The 18,290-nt window shown below is 25.8% G+C and carries 14 protein-coding genes; all 14 read left to right on the forward strand.

Annotation, left to right across the window (positions count from 1 at the left end; genetic code table 11):
• The first annotated feature begins 406 nt into the window (after nt 1-406).
• The 14 genes from AB0T67_RS12120 to AB0T67_RS12185 all read left to right on the forward strand — a co-directional run bounded on the left by AB0T67_RS12120 (nt 407) and on the right by AB0T67_RS12185 (nt 18,154).
• The gene (locus AB0T67_RS12120) at nt 407-1,411 is read left to right on the forward strand and encodes an IS30 family transposase (protein WP_369220208.1); all 1,005 of its coding nucleotides are present in this window, start codon (nt 407-409) and stop codon (nt 1,409-1,411) included.
• Between the two features lie 1,839 nt (nt 1,412-3,250).
• Entirely contained in the window at nt 3,251-4,201 is a 951-nt protein-coding gene (locus tag AB0T67_RS12125; RefSeq protein WP_369220529.1) for a DUF4238 domain-containing protein, read from the forward strand.
• Between the two features lie 1,184 nt (nt 4,202-5,385).
• On the forward strand, nt 5,386-5,910 hold the full coding sequence (locus AB0T67_RS12130) for a hypothetical protein (protein WP_369220531.1): 525 nt from the start codon (nt 5,386-5,388) through the stop codon (nt 5,908-5,910).
• Nucleotides 5,911-7,384: 1,474 nt separating this feature from the next.
• Nucleotides 7,385-7,858, forward strand: a complete 474-nt coding sequence (locus tag AB0T67_RS12135; protein ID WP_369220532.1) for a hypothetical protein — start codon at nt 7,385-7,387, stop codon at nt 7,856-7,858.
• Nucleotides 7,859-8,261: 403 nt separating this feature from the next.
• Nucleotides 8,262-8,387, forward strand: a complete 126-nt coding sequence (locus tag AB0T67_RS12140; RefSeq protein ID WP_369220533.1) for a hypothetical protein — start codon at nt 8,262-8,264, stop codon at nt 8,385-8,387.
• Nucleotides 8,388-8,400: 13 nt separating this feature from the next.
• The gene (locus tag AB0T67_RS12145; protein WP_369220534.1) at nt 8,401-8,526 is read left to right on the forward strand and encodes a hypothetical protein; all 126 of its coding nucleotides are present in this window, start codon (nt 8,401-8,403) and stop codon (nt 8,524-8,526) included.
• A gap of 7 nt (nt 8,527-8,533) precedes the next feature.
• Nucleotides 8,534-8,770 carry a hypothetical protein gene (locus AB0T67_RS12150; RefSeq protein ID WP_369220535.1) on the forward strand — a complete coding sequence of 79 codons (237 nt, stop codon included), beginning with the start codon at nt 8,534-8,536 and terminating at the stop codon, nt 8,768-8,770.
• A 244-nt stretch (nt 8,771-9,014) separates the two neighbouring features.
• A complete protein-coding gene (locus AB0T67_RS12155; protein WP_369220536.1) occupies nt 9,015-9,161 on the forward strand; it encodes a hypothetical protein in 147 nt (48 codons plus the stop codon).
• Between the two features lie 644 nt (nt 9,162-9,805).
• Entirely contained in the window at nt 9,806-10,996 is a 1,191-nt protein-coding gene (locus AB0T67_RS12160) for a hypothetical protein (protein WP_369220537.1), read from the forward strand.
• Nucleotides 10,997-11,000: 4 nt separating this feature from the next.
• Nucleotides 11,001-12,914 (forward strand): prenyltransferase/squalene oxidase repeat-containing protein, encoded by a 1,914-nt coding sequence (locus AB0T67_RS12165; RefSeq protein WP_369220538.1) that lies wholly within the window; start codon nt 11,001-11,003, stop codon nt 12,912-12,914.
• Nucleotides 12,880-14,076, forward strand: coding sequence for a zinc metalloprotease (locus AB0T67_RS12170; RefSeq protein WP_369220539.1), 1,197 nt, complete (start codon nt 12,880-12,882; stop codon nt 14,074-14,076). Before AB0T67_RS12165 ends, AB0T67_RS12170 begins: the two co-directional genes overlap by 35 nt.
• 258 nt (nt 14,077-14,334) lie before the next feature.
• Entirely contained in the window at nt 14,335-14,580 is a 246-nt protein-coding gene (locus AB0T67_RS12175) for a hypothetical protein (RefSeq protein ID WP_369220540.1), read from the forward strand.
• Nucleotides 14,581-14,590: 10 nt separating this feature from the next.
• Nucleotides 14,591-15,016 carry a hypothetical protein gene (locus AB0T67_RS12180; RefSeq protein WP_369220541.1) on the forward strand — a complete coding sequence of 142 codons (426 nt, stop codon included), beginning with the start codon at nt 14,591-14,593 and terminating at the stop codon, nt 15,014-15,016.
• Between the two features lie 1,299 nt (nt 15,017-16,315).
• Nucleotides 16,316-18,154: a hypothetical protein gene (locus tag AB0T67_RS12185; RefSeq protein WP_369220542.1), complete on the forward strand. Its 1,839-nt coding sequence runs from the start codon at nt 16,316-16,318 to the stop codon at nt 18,152-18,154.
• Nucleotides 18,155-18,290: the final 136 nt, after the last annotated feature.

Raw genomic sequence — 18,290 nt, forward strand, 5'->3', positions numbered from 1 at the left:
ACTCTGAAAAGTAAAGCGTGAATAAATCTATGGAAATTAATTAAAGTGGAGTTTGAAGCAGAAACGTGAAAAAAAGGCAGAAATTAACGCTGAAAATAAAGCGTGAATTAATTAAGGCGGAGTTTTAAGTAGAAACGTAAAAAGAGAAATAAAACGGAAAAATTGAAAATTAAGAAATGAGAAATTTAGTTAGAAAATCACTAATTACAACAACATATATAATTTATTGCTAGTGCTTATCTACTTACGAAAATCCTTAGGGGATTTTCTATTTCGTTTTTATTTAATATATTTAGAACTTGAAACACGCAACAAACCATATATAAAACCGTTGCCAAAAACTCCGAAAAATAAAAGCTCCATTCAATAACTTAACGCAACAAATCTAAAATTATAGATTTGTAAAATGGAAATAAAAAAGCATAGACGTTTAACTCTAAAAGAAAGAGTTATTATTCAGACTCTTTTAAATGAAAAAAAGTCTAAATCTTATATCGCTAAAACATTAAAAAGAGCACGTTCAACAATCTTTAGAGAAGTCTCTAAATGGGTACAAAATAAAGAAGATAAATATGATGCTGAATTAGCACATTGGAACGCTAAAGATGATTATGTGAACAAAAGAAACCTTGATAAAATAAGCACCTATTCCCTACTCAAATTTTTTGTTTATAAAGGACTTTTATCTAACTGGACTCCTGAACAAATTTCAGGAAGACTCAAAGAGTTATATCCAAACAACCCAATAATGTCTATTTCACATGAAGCTATCTATAGACACATTTACACCAGACCACAAGCTAGTTTAAATAAAAAATTAATAAAACTTCTAGTTCGTAAAAAAACAAGGCGGAGACCTCATAAAAAAAAACGTGGTGGTGGCTCTAAAATAATCAATCAAGTTAGTATTGACAACAGACCTAAGCATATTGAACTTAGAGATGAAGTTGGACATTGGGAAGGTGACTTAATCATTGGAAAAGACCATAAAAGTGCTATCGGAACAATTGTTGAACGCAAAACAAGGTTCACTTTAATCATCAAACTAAAATCGAAAAAAGCGATGGAAGTTGCCAATCAGTTTAGTAAAATATTGAATAAATTAAATCCTATTTATAAAAAATCAATGACATATGACAACGGAATTGAAATGGCAAGGCATCAAAAAATAACACAAAAAACAGGTATGAAAATTTACTTTGCACATCCATATTCTTCGTGGGAAAGAGGCACCAATGAAAACACAAATGGACTCATTAGACGATATCTGCCTAAGGGTACTAATTTTAATGAAATTAGCCAAAATCAACTACAAATTATTCAACAAAAATTAAACAATAGACCTCGGAAAATTATAGCGTACAAAACTCCTAAAGAAATGATGGATATTGAAATAAAAAACATAGCTTAGTACCATCAAAAATTAACAACGCTTTGTTGCGTTAGAACATTGAATCCAAGAAACGCTGAAAACCAATATTACCGAATAAAAAAGTCGAATTGACATTTTACTTAAATTTAATAATTTAGAATTTATTGAAAAACCCGAAGTTTATAAAATTGAAAATAAATATCGCGGAATTTAAAACGTAGAATTAAAGTTTTACTCAAATTGAATAGTTTAGAAAATATTGAAAATTTAGAGGATTATAAAAACTGAAATAAATATCGCGGAATTAAAACGTGAAATTGAAATTTCACTTAAATTGAATAATTTAAAAATATTGAAAATTTAGAGGATTATAAAAACTGAAATAAATATCGCGGAATTAAAACGTGGAATTAAAATTTCACTTAAATTGAATCATTTAAAAAGATTGAAAATTTAGAGTTTTATAAAAACTGAAAATAAATATTACGGAATTAAAAAATGCTGAATTAAAGTTTACTTAAATTCAATAATTTAGAAAATATTGAAAATTTAGAATTTAAACAAAAAATCGCATTTGGCAACAACATATATAATTCATTGCTCGTTTATTTTCCTTCGGAAAATACTCGCAAACGTAGATGTTTGAGTTTTTTAAACTATATTAGTAACTTGAAACACGCAACAAATCATATATAAAAACGTTGCCAAAAACTCAGAAAAATAAAATGCTGAAAACCAATATTACGGAATAAAAAAGTCGAATTGACATTTTACTTAAATTTAATAATTTAGAATTTATTGAAAAACCCGAAGTTTATAAAATTGAAAATAAATATCGCGGAATTTAAAACGTAGAATTAAAGTTTTACTCAAATTGAATAGTTTAGAAAATATTGAAAATTTAGAGGATTATAAAAACTGAAATAAATATCGCGGAATTAAAAACGTGGAATTGAAATTTCACTTAAATTGAATAATTTAAAAATATTGAAAATTTAGAGGATTATAAAAACTGAAATAAATATCGCGGAATTAAAACATGGAATTAAAATTTCACTTAAATTGAATCATTTAAAAAGATTGAAAATTTAGAGTTTTATAAAAACTGAAAATAAATATCGCGGAATTAAAAAATGCTGAATTAAGTTTTGCTAAAATTCAATAATTTAGAAAATATTTAAAGTTTAGAATTTAAACAAAAAATCGCATTTGGCAACAACATATATAATTCATTGCTCGTTTATTTTCCTTCGGAAAATACTCGCAAACGTAGATGTTTGAGTTTTTTAAACTATATTAGTAACTTGAAACACGCAACAAATCATATATAAAAACGTTGCAAGTAATGGCGGAATTTCAGCCTGAAATTCCTAATTAGTGATTTATCTTTTCTAGAAATTAATATTGAATAATATTGCGCTGGAAAAATTGAAAATGACTTCTAATCTATTTTTAGAAAATCAATCCTAAAAAGAGAAAAAACAGAATTGAACGCTGAAAAATAAAGCGTGAATAAATAAGCGGAAATTAATTAAAGCGGAGTTTTAAGTAGAAACGTCAAAAAAGCAGAAGTTAACGCTGAAAATAAATCGTGAATAAATAGGCGGAAATTAATTAAGGCGGAGTTTTAAGTAAAAACGTAAAAAAAGAGAGAAATAAAACGGGAAAATTGAAAATTAAGAAATGAAAAATATAGTTAGAAAATCACTACTTGCAACACCGTATATAATTTATTGCTAGTTTTTAAATATTTATGAAAATATTTTTTTAAATTTTATATTTCGATTTCATTAACTAAATTAGTTGCTCGAAATACGCAACAAATAATATACAAAAACGTTGTAGCCAATTTAAGAACTTTCGAACACATAAAAAACTATGAGTGACATAAAGAAAAGACAACATTATGTTTGGAGACATTATTTAAGGAATTGGTCTGACAAAGAAAATATTTGGACATTTTTTAAAGAATTAGATAAAATAGAAAAGCCCGGATTGATGGGAGTTGCACTGGAAAAATATTTCTATAAGTTAATAGATTTTACGGATGAAGAAGAAAGTTTTCTGAAAAAATTCCTTGAGGAAACAACACCTAAAGACTTAAAAGGCTTGGTGTTCGACTATTTTACAGCTTTTACAAGTATTAGTAAATTAAAAAAACTAATGCAAAGATCATCTAAAAATAAGAGTATTGAATTGACTGATGAGATTAAAAAATTGGAAATTAATGCTATGGAAGATGCGCATAGCTTGATAGAAAATACAGGTCATAAGTTAATTAGATGTGAAAGCTTATCTGATTTAAAATCATTAGAAAATGAAGAGTATGATTTATTTGGAGCAATTATGTTCCTTTCTTTTCAATACTTCAGAACTAAAAAAATGAAAACAGCAACTTTGAAGTCATTCAAAGGAGATGGTAAATTTGAAAATCTTGCTAAAAAATGTTGGAATATTATTAGTTATCAAATGTCTACCAAACTTGCGAAGAGTATTTGTTTGGATAGAAAATTAAGATTTGTTTTTATTCAAAATGAAACTGAAATTCCATTAATTACTGGAGACCAACCAGTCTTTAATATATTAAGTGACAAACTTGATAATGAAGGAAACGTAACAGATTTAGAATTATATTATCCTTTATCACCAAAAAGAGCTATAAGAATTCATTTTAACGAAATCCAAACCGAAAAATTTATTGAAGACAAAGCAAGTAAGGAATTAATAATTTTTTTGAATAAAAAAGTTGTTGAAAATTCTTCTTTTTATGTTTTTTCAGATAATAAAGAGACATTGGAATTAATAAAAACTGGCTACAACACCGTGTAAAATTAATTGCTAGTAAAAGCTCACTTGGGAAATTCCTTCGGAATTTCGCCGTTCGGGATTAATCTAGTAAATTAGTTGCTTGAAACACGCAACTAACCTTACACAATCACGTTGTGTTTAATAGCGGAATTTCCTCAGAAATTCCTAATGAGTATTTTATAAACTAAAAATTAAGCAGACACAAAATCTAGACTAAAAAGTAAAAAATACTTCTACTCTAATAAAAAATTGAAACGTGAAAAAACCAGCGTAGAAAAAATTATTTTAAGAAAATAGCTGAATATAAGTAGAAACGTAAAAAGCTCAGGAAATCCGCGGAATTAAACTCTGAAGCGCAAAAAATCATTAATATTAAAAAGGAATTATCAAAGTTCATAAATAAATTGAAAAATTTGAGCTTTTAATAAAATTAATGAATTGAAAGTTGAAACGTAAGAAAATCAGCGGAATTAAACTCTGAAACATTAAACTCATTAAAACTTAAAAGAATTATAAATAAATTGAAAAGTTTAAAATTCTAATAAAATTAATGAACTAAAATGAAAAAACTACTAAACACAACAGCGTATATAATTTATTGCTAGTTTTTTTAAATTAAGAATATCATTTTTTAAATTTTATATTTCACTTTTATTAACTAAATTAGTTGCTCGAAATACGCAACAAATAATATACAAAAACGTTATGTTTCATTGCTCAGGAGAATCTGAAACTGGAATAAAATGAGTGAAAAATGAGCTAGAATCTGATTGAATTATCACTCAAATTTTGAATTGAAAATCTTTGCGGAATTTAAGCTCATTTACGAAAACGGAATTGCGTCCTGAATAATCTTATCACTGATTTTTCATCTGACTGAATTTAGCAAGTTTGCAGAATTAAAATGTAAGAAATCGCTCAAAATGTAAAAAGAAGGAATTTGTTCGGAAATTTTTCCCTAAATTAGTTTTTTAAAGTAAAAACATAGGAATTTACTCAAATGTGTGAAAATTGAAAGCAGAATCAAAATGTGTTTACTCAAATGTTTCGCAAAAAAACATAACACAGTATAAAAAAAATTCCTAAGTTCGTGCTTTATCAAAGGCTGTTGCATTTTTGCCAACTTCTGAATTTCCAAAGGAAATTCCTCGCTGACAAAACCGCAACTATTTTTATACAAAAACGTTACCACACATTAATCAAAAATGACGAAAAAAAAACGAAAAATATTTTATCCAACAATTTTTATTTTAGGTTTGTCTTTAATGGCTTGGCAAATCACAATATTTAGGAACACAATAATTGATTTAAAAATCTTAATCGGAATTATTCTTATTGTGGGAATTACAACTTTTCTTGTTGACTATAAAAATTACGGAAAAACTTATAAATACAGTGGAATTGGACTTTATTTTTATTCTTCAATACATTATTTGTGTGGATTTGGATTTATGGCTTGCTCAATTTTTATTTTAACGAATTATTACTTTGCTGACAAAACAACAGTGAAAAAAACGTATGAAATTGTTGAACGTTCATCTTTACCTGGAGGAAAATATCAGAGAGACGAAAGAAAACCAACTTTCCAAATAAATTATGACGGAAAAATAAAAGAGTTAGTTTTTAATAACGAATATTATGAAAAAATGGACTTTTTTACTAATGTAGAATTAGAAGTTAAAAAAGGTTATTTCGGATTTGATATTTTGGAAAACAAAAAACTGAATTAATAAAATAACGGAATAAAAACGTGTGGTAACACCGTATATAATTTATTGCTAGTGCTAGCCTACTTACGAAAATCCTTAGGGGATTTTCTATTCCGCTTTTATTTACTAAATTAGTTGCTAGAAATACGCAACAAATAATATACAAAAACGTTAGTTTTTATCGCTCGAAAAAATTAACATCTAGAGAAAATAATAAATAATTGAAAATTTTAAAAAGTAATTTAATCAAAAACCTATAACTCTGTGAGTTAAAAACAACAGCGGGAATTTAGCTTGTTTTCGGGACATAAAACACGAAAATGAGTTCGCACAATTTCTCTAAAAATAAAAATGTAGAAACGTGAGTTATTTGCTGAATTAAAAAACTCCATAAAATAAAAGAATTAAAACCTTAAAAAAATTAAAAGAGTTTTTAAATCAAAAAAATTGTGAGAGTTTATGGAAAAAAGTAGAAACGTAAAGTAAACGTGCTTATTTAAATGTCTCGCAACAAAAACTAACAACATATATAATTCATTGCTTATTGATTTTCCTGCGGAAAATCTTCGCAAACGTAGATGTTTGAGTTTTTTAAACTATATTAGTGCTATGATTTCGCAACGAAATCATATACAAACCGTTGTGTTTAATAGCGGAATTTCCTCAGAAATTCCTAATGAGTATTTTATAAACTAAAAATTAAGCAGACACAAAATCTAGACTAAAAAGTAAAAAATACTTCTACTCTAATAAAAAATTGAAACGTGAAAAAACCAGCGTAGAAAAAATTATTTTAAGAAAATAGCTGAATATAAGTAGAAACGTAAAAAGCTCAGGAAATCCGCGGAATTAAACTCTGAAGCGCAAAAAATCATGAATATTAAAAAGGAATTATAAAAGTTCATAAATAAATTGAAAAATTTGAGCTTTTAATAAAATTAATGAATCGAAAGTTGAAACGTAAGTAAATTGGCGGAATTAAACTCTGAAACATTAAACTCATTAAAACTTAAAAGAATTATAAATAAATTGAAAAGTTTAAAATTCTAATAAAATTAATGAACTAAAATGAAAAAACTACTAAACACAACAGCGTATATAATTTATTGCTAGTTTTTTTAAATTAAGAATATCATTTTTTAAATTTTATATTTCACTTTTATTAACTAAATTAGTTGCTCGAAAAACGCAACAAATCATATACAAATAACGTTGCAAGTAATGGCGGAATTTCCTCAGAAATCCCTAATTAGTGATTTATCTTTTCTAGAAATTAATATTGAAAAATATTGCCCTATAAAAATTGAAAATGACTTCTACTATATTTTTAGAAAATGAATCCTAAAAAAGAGATAGTTTTACTTGTAAAAATGAATCGTAAATAAAATAGACAAAGTAGATATTGGAGAAGCAACCTTTGCTACTAAAAGAGAATTCTGGAAAAAAACAAGGGATTCTTCGTAACCATAGATTAAATAACATAAACATTTAAAACATGAAATATATAGTTTTCTTTTTGTCTTTTTTTTTATTTTCAAAATGTGAATATCCTGATACTTTTTATGGATTGAGTGTTCGAAATAATTCAAATAAACCTATATCTTTTTATCAAGCATCTAATGTTTCACAAAGCCTATTGAATGAAAAACTTATTTCAAAACTTCAATATCCAGATACACTAATTAACAGTTCAAATATTACAAGAATTGTTGGTTTATCAACAGCTTCAATTGATATTCCAAAGAGTTGGAGAGAGGTAGTGTCTGATTTATCAAAAGATACTTTGTCAATATTTATTTTTGATATGGATATAATAAAAAAAGAAGGCTGGGGAAAAGTTAGAAAAGACTATTTAATATTAAAACGATATGATTTAAGTATTGAAGATTTAGAGCTATTAAATTACAAAATACCTTATCCACCAACAGCAGAAATGTTTAAAATGAAGCAATATCCATCTTTTGATTAAAATGTATTACTAAAAAGATAAGCGGAAATAAAATAATGCGGAATTTTAAGCTGAAACGTAAAAAAAAGAAGGAAAAATAAAAATTTAAAATTAAGAAATGAAAATATAGTTAGAAAATCACTACTTGCAACACCGTATATAATTTATTGCTAGTTTTTAAATATTTACGAAAAGGTTTTTTTATATTTCATATTTCACTTTTATTAACTAAATTAGTTGCTCTAAATACGCAACAAATAATATACAAAAACGTTGGCATTAATTAAAAACGAAAATAGAAAACATTAAGAAATCCTTGGAAACAGGGGTAGACAATATGCTCTGCAATGGTTTTGTTCCAGTAGCTTTTTTAGTAACTTTAAGGTTCATATTAAACCAAATAACCTTTAAAAAAAATACGAATATGGAACAAATAAAAAACAAAAACAATAACGTCAGAACAAATATTATGAATGGAATAAAATCTACGATTGAGTCAGTTTGGGCTATTGGAACATCCATTGCAGGCGCTATTGCGCTAACAAATTAAATCTAAAATTATTATGGAAAAGAAAAAATACGAATGTGATAAATGCGAAGGGTCAGGAATTATTCAATCTGAAAATGGAGACGAAAGTATTGAGTGCCCAAAATGTCAAGGTTTAGGAACTTACAATCCCTATAAATAATTTTAGAATGAAAATTGGAAATATTACTTTAATAATTGGAGAAACATATTTTACGAAATTTGAAAATATTATCGAAAAATTAAAGCTTGACAAAATTCATCACGAAACGATTAGTGAGAACGAAGTTAAAGTAAGCGTTCGAAGTTTTCCTAAAAAACCAAATGAAAAAAACTTTGACTCTTGGTTACTTTGGAGTAGTGAAATATATCATACAAGAGAAGAAGCTAAGAACGAAAAAAACTAATGCCAACAAGGTTTGACAGTAATTTAAAAAAATATAAATAGCTAAGAAATGGTATAAATTGAAAAAATATTTAGTTAAAAAAAAGAATTACTTAACTTATATAAATAGTTATTGAAATCATTAACTTAATTAGATAAAACAAAGAATTACAGCGACTTAATGTCGTCTACATATGCCATAATGACAATATTAACTGTCTGGTATTGATTTTGACATAAATTAATTAAATCTTAAAAAAAATATTATGAGTAAAAAAACAACACCAAGTCAGAACAGTTCAAATCAACAGAATGCCAACAAAGGTTCAAATGGAACTAATAAAGCATACTCTCAAAATCAAGGTAATAGAGGAAAACAAATGAATCCTAATCAAGGGACTAAAAAAAGTTAAATAAATATTTACTTAATGATTTCAGTCCTTCTTATTTATTTTAAGAAGGACTGATTATTTAATACCGGTAAATTTTATTTGAAACTAACATAATTAGTAAGCATTAAAATAACAAACCCTTCTTTTAAATATAAACTCAATGAGTTTATAAAAAATATGATTAACTCTGAATATATTAGTATAATGACGATTATGAGCATTAGTAATGAAGAAAAACTAATGCCAACACCGTGTATAATTAATTGCTGGTTTTAGCCAATTTACGAAAGTCCTCGTGAACTTTCTATCTGTGATTTATTTACTAACTTTAGTGCTTAAAACACGCAACTAATCATACACAAACACGTTGCCATTCATTGTCTAGCAAGTTTACGGAAATAAAAGAAAGGAGAAGCCGAAAATCCTGTAAAGAGTAGGCATAATTTTTGATAAATCTATATTATATGAAAAATCAAAAACAGTTAGTTGACAAATTTCAACTCGAAGAACTAGAACATCGCTATGAAATGGCATGGATTAGTGAAGTTAAAGTTACTGGTAGTTACGAGGGACAAAGTGTTTCGGTTACAGTTCCAATAAAGTAACAATTATTCATTACAAATGGGGTAGTTTACTCTATCCCATTTTATTAAATTTAAAATATTATGAAAAAAATATTATTTCCTTTTCTTTCTTTTCTTTCTTTTCTTGGTTACAGCCAAGAAAAAGAAATAATTGTATTAGATGAAAACACTAAGCAACCAATTTCTCAAGTTCACTTATTTTATCGAGATTTGAATGAAGGCTCTATTTCAAATGAAGAGGGTAAAGCAAACTTACTTATCAAGAACAGTAATTTGTCTTTATTACATCTTAACTATAACGAAAAACTCATTTTAAAAAATAAAATTACGGAATTGGATACTATTTGGTTGTCACAAAAAAACAATCTGTTAGAAGAGGTTAAAGTAACTAATGTTAATATAAAAAAAAAGTTGCAATATGTACTAGATAATTTTTCAGATCTGTATGTTGAATATCCGACTAAAAAAGAATGTTCTTTTAAAGAAACATTTTTATTTGATGGTAATTATAAAAGACTTTTTCTTTCTCAAATACTTTGGTGGAGCAAAAGTTCTGAACATCCTTTTAAAAAAAATTACAATAAATTCGCAAAACTCAAACTTAATGAAATTAGTTACAGTAAAAATATCCCTTTAAATTTAGATAACAAAAAAAGTAAAGACGAAGAAAATAATTCTGGTGCAATTGTTTCTAAAAGTTTAATAAATTTTTTCTATTTAAATCACGCAATTAACTCTTTATTATTACCTGATATTGGTGAGATTTATTCTTCAATTGAAGAATCTGATGATAATAGTATTACCGTTTCTTATTCAACAGATTGGAAAATAAATGAAGAAGGTGTTTCAAATAGAAATAATGGTAAAATTATTTTTGATAAAAAAACAAATGCTATAATTAATTTTTCAAAAAACATAGAATTTCAAAATAGAATTTCAAAAGAAATAGGTAAAGAAACTGGCAAAACAGCTATTACTGATTATAAAAATAATTCTTTCGATTATAGTTTTGCTCAAAATAATGAGGGTAAATGGTCTCTTAATTTTTTTAACACGACTATTAACCTTTTATTTAATTATGATAAAACGCCACATACTATAAAGTTTTCAAATAGCTTATATGTTTTAAAAGAATCAAAATCAAAAAGAGTAAATGATGATGGTCTAATAGATTTAAATAATCCAATATATAAAAGCTTACCTTCTCAAACAATTATTAATTCTAATAATATTCTATTAACAAAAAAAGAAAAAGCATTTATTAATAATTAAAATAATGAAGAATGATTCGTTTATAGAAAATCAAAAATCTAATTATAAAGATTATGTTTCAAAATTGGAGATAATTGATAATGTAAAGTTGTTGTTATCCGATGAGGGGTTTATAAATAGTAACCCTCTATTTTATCTTTATTACCCAAAACTTTTTACAACTCCATTTTACGTAGAAAATATAAATAACTTATGCATTGCAGGTTACCTTTACTATCAATCAACACTTTTTCTAGATGACATCATTGATGATAACAAAAAAGATAAAATTTTATCTATTATGATTTCACAAGAAGAATCTGTTAAATTATTAACTAATATTTTTGGTTTAGATTCACCCTTTTGGAATCTTTGGAACAACAGAAGAAAGGAATACTTCAAAGCTGTAAAAATTGAAGAAAAATTAAAACAAGAAAAAAATGCTGATTTTAGCGAATATAAAATACTAGCAGGCTATAAATCATCTTTTGGAAAATCTGCAATTGATGCCGTTTTTATTCTATCTGAAGGCAATGATTATGATACATATAATTCATTATTAAAGTCCCATGATTACTTTTCGGTAGCATTTCAATTAAATGATGACATACAAGATTTTAAGAAAGATTTTGAAAAAGGTCAATTTAACTGGGCTTATTATTTGATGAAAAAAAATAATGATGTCAATAGTGATATTTCAACTTTAAATAAATTATTATATATAAAAGGATACGCAAAAAAAATATTTTTAAAAGCAATCAAATACTTAGACAAAGCTCAACTAGAAATAGAAAGTATTAAAGTTCCATTATGGTTAGACATATTAACAACTACTAAAAAACAATTTGAAAGTTCTATAATAGAAATAGACAACTATTTAGAGCTACTAAATGCTGATGTCTCTTTATCTAAAACAATTATTAAAAACAACTCTTTATCAAAGAGTATTGCAAAAGCTAAACAATACATTATAAGTCAACAAAAAACAGATGGTTCTTGGCATGAATATATTAATCAAGGAGGTATAAGTTCCACTTGGTCTACAGCTTACATTGTCTCAACAATTTCAGATACTGAACTCTCTTGTTTTTTTAAAGAAGAAATCAAAAAGGCTCTATCTTTTTTAATTAAATCAAAAAAAGATAATCTTTGGGGTTATAATGCTACTTGGATTAGCGATTCAGATACTTCAAATTTTGTTTTTTTAGCTTTTTTATTTAATGGCATTAATATACCAAAATCATCTTTAAAAGAATGGTTTAAATTTCAGAAAGATGATGGTAGTTTTTCAACATACAAAGATGAAAAATATTTGCTAAATTCTTTAAATGATAAAAACATCAAAAATGCTAAAGGTTGGGTCTCTACACATCATTGCGTTAGTGCAGTTTCTTTATTTGTTCTTTTACAAATAAAAATTAAAACTTTAGGTGTTAAAAAAGCCATCACATATTTTGAAAAACAAAACCTAGATAAAATAACCTCCTATTGGTGGACAAGTCCTATATATACATTTTATTATCTAGCTAAAAGTTATCTACTTTTAGGAAAAGAAAAACAATTAAAAGTAATAATACTAGAATTAAAAAAACACCAAAATAAAGACGGTAGTTTTAGTGACAAATATGGTGTTAACTTATTCTATACAGGTTTAGCATTAGAAGTTTATTTACTTGATGATATAAACTTTAATAATGAAGCAAACATGACAAGCAAATATATATTAAATAATCAATTTGATAATGGTTCATGGAAAAATTCAAACGCCTTACAAGTTCCCGATTCAAGTGATACAATCCCTAAACACATGAAATACCCCATATCAAAAAAAGGAATGAACGTTAGAGCTAAAGAATTTAATCGCTTATTTACAACTACAACAATATTAAAATCATTAGCTTTATATGAAAAAAGAACTACTAGTCCCAAGAATTTCTAAAGACGTTTCTTTTCATACATTTTCAAAAGATTCATACTTGATCCATCAATCAAAATATAATCATAGAATTAAAGTAACAAAAGAAACTTTTGATATACTTAATAAAATAGACAATGTTAAAAACTTATTAACTATAAATTCTGATATTGACAATATTCTTGATGTAAATGAATTGTTTAATCTTTTATTTATAAATTTTGCAGAATATGGTATCATTGAAAGTACATATGTGACTATTAAAAAAAGTAAAAAACCCGATTATTTAAAATTAAGTTTTATTTTATTTCCCGAAAGATTAATTGAAAAAATAACTCCATATTTAAAGTTTCTCTTTCAAAAAAAAATAATGGCATCTATACTTTTTGTCTGTTTTGTTCTTATAACAACTAGTGTAATTAATAATTTTGATATAATTATTTCTCAAAATTTTAAAGCGTATGATTGGTTATTTATTTTTATTTTAGGTTTTGTTAGCGTAACATTCCATGAATTAGGACACGCAACTGCAACAAGTTATTTTGGAGCGAAACATGGAGGTATTGGTGGTGGGTTTTACCTTTTTTCTCCAGTTTACTTTGCTGATGTTTCAGATATTTGGAAATTAAAACCAAGTCAGAGAATCGTTGTAAACTTAGCTGGTATTTACTTTGAACTTATTATTAGTTCTTTATATATATTAATTGGTTTTATTTGGGGTAAAGAAATTTTACTAATAACAGGTGTATTAATTTTTACCAAATCTTTATTAAATCTAAATCCCTTTTTAAGAAGTGATGGTTATTGGATATTATCTGATGCTACTAATATACCTAATTTACATAAAATATCTAAATCTCTTTTGTTTAGTTTTATAGCATCATTATTTAAAAAAAATCTTCTTTTTTCGACTTCAATAAAAAATATTTTTTTAATTCTTTATGCTTCAATAAATTATATGATTTTATTGCTTTTCTTAGGATTTTATATCTTCTCAAATCCAGAATCAGTAGTTTATTTTCCTTATAATTTTTATATTTTTGTAGAATCTATTATTTGTGGAAGTAAGCCTTTTTCTATAAGCTCTATAACCCAATTTATACTTCCATTACTATTCTATTATTTACTATTTAATTTACTCAAAAATTTAATATTAAGAAGGCAAATTAAAAGAGGTATGAAATAATATAAAAAAAACTAATGCATCATTAAAAAAATAATATGAAAGCTGAAAAACAACGAAATGGCAACAATGTATAAAAAACATAGGGCTTTTGTGCTAAATCCAAAGTCCTGTGCCTATTTGTAAAGTCCGCCAAATATAAAATTTGGCATTTCAGTATAAAAGATAAATACAAAATATTATATTTGGCTAAGTGTCAAACCCGAAGTTCAGTGTTTACCCTCTGCCCTACGTATTTTATACTAAACGTTGTAGGTAATTATGAGAAAAGACCCTGAAAAACTTTATTTTGAATTATTAACTGATAAAAATTATCATTTAAAAACTGTTGAAATCAAATTTAAGAAACTTAATGTTGATACATCGAAATACAATTTATTTCAAGTAAAGTCTGCTATCATATATTTATCTCGATTTGAAAATGAAATTGATTCAATAATCAATGAAGCAAATAATGACTTATTATCAATTTTAAATGCTGCAACTGTAAAAGAAGAACGAGGTTAAAAGTAGATGAATGAGAAATATATTTAAGAAAAAAACGAACGAAACTGAAGAAATTAAAGAGGAATTTATAATTGGAAATTATAATTTTTCATTTGACCGAGAAAAATCAACGATTGAAATTAATGGGAATGAAATAATTGATTTGACAATTAAGTCAGATGAAAATATTTTTGATGAACTCTGTGAAAAGGAAGATTTTGAATTTGGTTTCGGAATATACTCGCCTGAATTTTATGCACGTGAAATAGATTTAGGAAAAAAAGGACAAATTGTAATTAACGAAGAAAATCAAAACGATTATGAAACTGCTGTTTATTTTATGGAACATAACGACTTGAATATTAATTTAAGTTTGCATCCTAATTGGATTTTAATAGTTGGTTGGACAAAAATTAGCGGAAAAGAATATCCGATTTCAATAAGAATGAAAAGATAAAAACTACCTACAACACCGTATAAAAAAAATTGCTGGTAATAGCTTACTTACGAAAATCCTCGCGGATTTTCTTGGTTCGTGTTTTATTTACTAACTTTATTGCTTAAAACACGCAACTTTTCTTATACATAAACGTTGCCAAAAACTCAGAAAAATAAAATGCTGAAAACCAATATTACGGAATAAAAAAGTCGAATTGACATTTTACTTAAATTTAATAATTTAGAATTTATTGAAAAACCCGAAGTTTATAAAATTGAAAATAAATATCGCGGAATTTAAAACGTAGAATTAAAGTTTTACTCAAATTGAATAGTTTAGAAAATATTGAAAATTTAGAGGATTATAAAAACTGAAATAAATATCGCGGAATTAAAACGTGGAATTGAAATTTCACTTAAATTGAATAATTTAAAAATATTGAAAATTTAGAGGATTATAAAAACTGAAATAAATATCGCGGAATTAAAACGTGGAATTAAAATTTCACTTAAATTGAATCATTTAAAAAGATTGAAAATTTAGAGTTTTATAAAAACTGAAAATAAATATTACGGAATTAAAAAATGCTGAATTAAAGTTTACTTAAATTCAATAATTTAGAAAATATTGAAAATTTAGAATTTAAACAAAAAATCGCATTTGGCAACAACATATATAATTCATTGCTCGTTTATTTTCCTTCGGAAAATACTCACAAATGTAGATGTTTGAGTTTTTTAAACTATATTAGTAACTTGAAACACGCAACAAATCATATATAAAACCGTTGTAATTAATGGCGGAATTTCAGCCTGAAATTCCTAATTAGTGATTTATCTTTTCTAGAAATTAATATTGAATAATATTACGCTGGAAAAATTGAAAATGACTGCTACTCTATTTTTAGAAAGTAAATCCTAAAAAAGAGAAAAAACAGAATTAAACTCTGAAAAGTAAAGCGTGAATAAATCTATGGAAATTAATTAAAGTGGAGTTTGAAGCAGAAACGTGAAAAAAAGGCAGAAATTAACGCTGAAAATAAAGCGTGAATTAATTAAGGCGGAGTTTTAAGTAGAAACGTAAAAAGAGAAATAAAACGGAAAAATTGAAAATTAAGAAATGAGAAATTTAGTTAGAAAATCACTAATTACAACAACATATATAATTTATTGCTAGTGCTTATCTACTTACGAAAATCCTTAGGGGATTTTCTATTTCGTTTTTATTTAATATATTTAGAACTTGAAACACGCAACAAACCATATATAAAACCGTTGGCAACAAGCAAAAACGCACAATCACCATTAGAAAAATAAAATGCACGAATCAAATTCAGAAGCAATTAAAGCATTGAAAAAAAAATATGATGCTATGCAGAAAATTCGTTTATCGAGAAGAACGCAAGAGGAAATAATTAATGACCTTTCATCATTAATTAAAGGTTTTAAAAAGGAGTCATTTTTGCCATATTTGACACAAATGACAATTCATATTGACCAAAGAGAAACTTCCGAGATTTTTAAAAACTTAATGTCACCAATGAAACAGTTTGTGTATCTAACAGATTTATTCTTTTCGGTTGAAATTGACGGTAACAAAGTTGGGTTTTCGAAAGAAGAATGGGAAAAAATCACAAAACTTCTTAATGAAATAGAAATGACCTATTTTGGAGATATTGGTTTTTTTGAAGAAAATATGAAAGATAGTCCTAACCGTGATAAAATTTCAGTCTCACTAACTTCATTTCTAAATTATTTTAATAACGCACAACTTTCATATGATGAACAAACTTTAGAAAGGCTAAAAAGGAATTGTGGAAATTTTGACGAAGAAGTAAAAAAACATCTTGGATTTACAGTCTCTGAATCTATTACCTTTTGCAATCATATTAAGGGTTTAATTAATAAAAAATATACTGACTGTAATTTTTACCCATTAAATCAAGAGGAATGGCCAAAATTAACAGAAAAATTTATTAAAAGAGGAATAAATGACCCCAAAGATTGGTGGGATGAACCAGAATTGGCTTTATTAAAAGAATATAAATTTAAGCCTGGTTTTATTTTTATTCAAAATATTAATGACATTTATAGTGTCGATTTACCAAAAGGAATTGTTAAAAAATTAATCGAATATTTAACCTATGATGAAAATTTAAATAAAGGTAAAATAGTTTATTACGCTGATAAAAACCCATTTTTTGATACACCTTTAATAAAGCTAAATTCAGTAGAATATTTATGCCCACAATACAAGTTCTTAATAGAAAGCTTATACAACAGAATTAATTCTAAACTATCTGAAATTAAGAAAGAAAAATATACTCAATTCAAGAATCAAATGCTTGAAAAGAAAGTAGAAGAAGTTTTCAGAAAATTATTTGGAAAAGAAGCTCTAATATTTAATTCATACTATGTCGATAATAAAAAGTCTGAACAAGATTTATTAATTAACTTCAAAGGTTTTTTCTTCATCATAGAAATTAAAGACACTCTTTTCAGAGCACCAATGCGTGACCCAATAAAAGCATTTGACAAGATAAAATCTGATTTTAAAAAATCAATTCAAAATGGATATGAACAATGTGTCCGAGTTGAAAATAAATTCGAGGAGGAAAAAGATTTTGATGTTTTTGACAACAAAACTCAAAAAAGCATATTCAAAATAAAACCAAACAAAGTCAAAGATTATTTTTCAATAATTGTTACTCAATTCAAATATGGTAATATTCAAACAAATCTGGAGAATCTATTAATAAAAGAAAAAGATGCATTATACCCTTGGTCTATATGCATTGATGATTTAGAAGCTTTTGTACTTGCTTTAAGAAAATTAAAGAAAGGAATGGCAAGAACACAGTTTATAAATTACTTGAAAAATAGAGAAGCTTATAATGAACATTTAATCTGTGGAGATGAACTGGAATTATGTGGTTATTTTATCAACGAACCAAAAGACTTTGAAAAACTCTCGACTATTGAGGAAACTTTTTGCGCAGACCCAAGAATGTCGGAATTGTTCGATGCTGAATATTATAATGGATTAGGTTTTAAAAATGAAATTGATATAGATATCAAAAAACATCGAAAAGTTCGAGAATATCAGAAAAAATGGGAATTTGATTTAGTTAGTGGAAATAACTTTATTGATAAATAGAATAAGCCAGTTGCCAACAACGTATATAATTTATTGCTAGTTCTAGCCTACTTACGAAAATCCTTAGGGGATTTTCTATTCCGCTTTTATTTACTAAATTAGTTGCTCGAAATACGCAACAAATAATATACAAAAA

Source organism: Tenacibaculum salmonis (genome assembly GCF_041053065.1).
Taxonomy (GTDB): domain Bacteria; phylum Bacteroidota; class Bacteroidia; order Flavobacteriales; family Flavobacteriaceae; genus Polaribacter; species Polaribacter pacificus_A.

Bases quoted from the DNA above. Each gene is read 5' to 3' on its own strand.
- AB0T67_RS12125 (WP_369220529.1), top strand. From the start codon at position 3,251: ATGAGTGACATAAAGAAAAGACAACATTATGTTTGGAGACATTATTTA.
- AB0T67_RS12175 (WP_369220540.1), top strand. From the start codon at position 14,335: ATGAGAAAAGACCCTGAAAAACTTTATTTTGAATTATTAACTGATAAA.
- AB0T67_RS12185 (WP_369220542.1), top strand. From the start codon at position 16,316: ATGCACGAATCAAATTCAGAAGCAATTAAAGCATTGAAAAAAAAATAT.
- AB0T67_RS12140 (WP_369220533.1), top strand. From the start codon at position 8,262: ATGGAACAAATAAAAAACAAAAACAATAACGTCAGAACAAATATTATG.
- AB0T67_RS12155 (WP_369220536.1), top strand. From the start codon at position 9,015: ATGAGTAAAAAAACAACACCAAGTCAGAACAGTTCAAATCAACAGAAT.
- AB0T67_RS12170 (WP_369220539.1), top strand. From the start codon at position 12,880: ATGAAAAAAGAACTACTAGTCCCAAGAATTTCTAAAGACGTTTCTTTT.
- AB0T67_RS12145 (WP_369220534.1), top strand. From the start codon at position 8,401: ATGGAAAAGAAAAAATACGAATGTGATAAATGCGAAGGGTCAGGAATT.
- AB0T67_RS12150 (WP_369220535.1), top strand. From the start codon at position 8,534: ATGAAAATTGGAAATATTACTTTAATAATTGGAGAAACATATTTTACG.
- AB0T67_RS12135 (WP_369220532.1), top strand. From the start codon at position 7,385: ATGAAATATATAGTTTTCTTTTTGTCTTTTTTTTTATTTTCAAAATGT.
- AB0T67_RS12130 (WP_369220531.1), top strand. From the start codon at position 5,386: ATGACGAAAAAAAAACGAAAAATATTTTATCCAACAATTTTTATTTTA.
- AB0T67_RS12160 (WP_369220537.1), top strand. From the start codon at position 9,806: ATGAAAAAAATATTATTTCCTTTTCTTTCTTTTCTTTCTTTTCTTGGT.
- AB0T67_RS12165 (WP_369220538.1), top strand. From the start codon at position 11,001: ATGAAGAATGATTCGTTTATAGAAAATCAAAAATCTAATTATAAAGAT.
- AB0T67_RS12180 (WP_369220541.1), top strand. From the start codon at position 14,591: ATGAGAAATATATTTAAGAAAAAAACGAACGAAACTGAAGAAATTAAA.
- AB0T67_RS12120 (WP_369220208.1), top strand. From the start codon at position 407: ATGGAAATAAAAAAGCATAGACGTTTAACTCTAAAAGAAAGAGTTATT.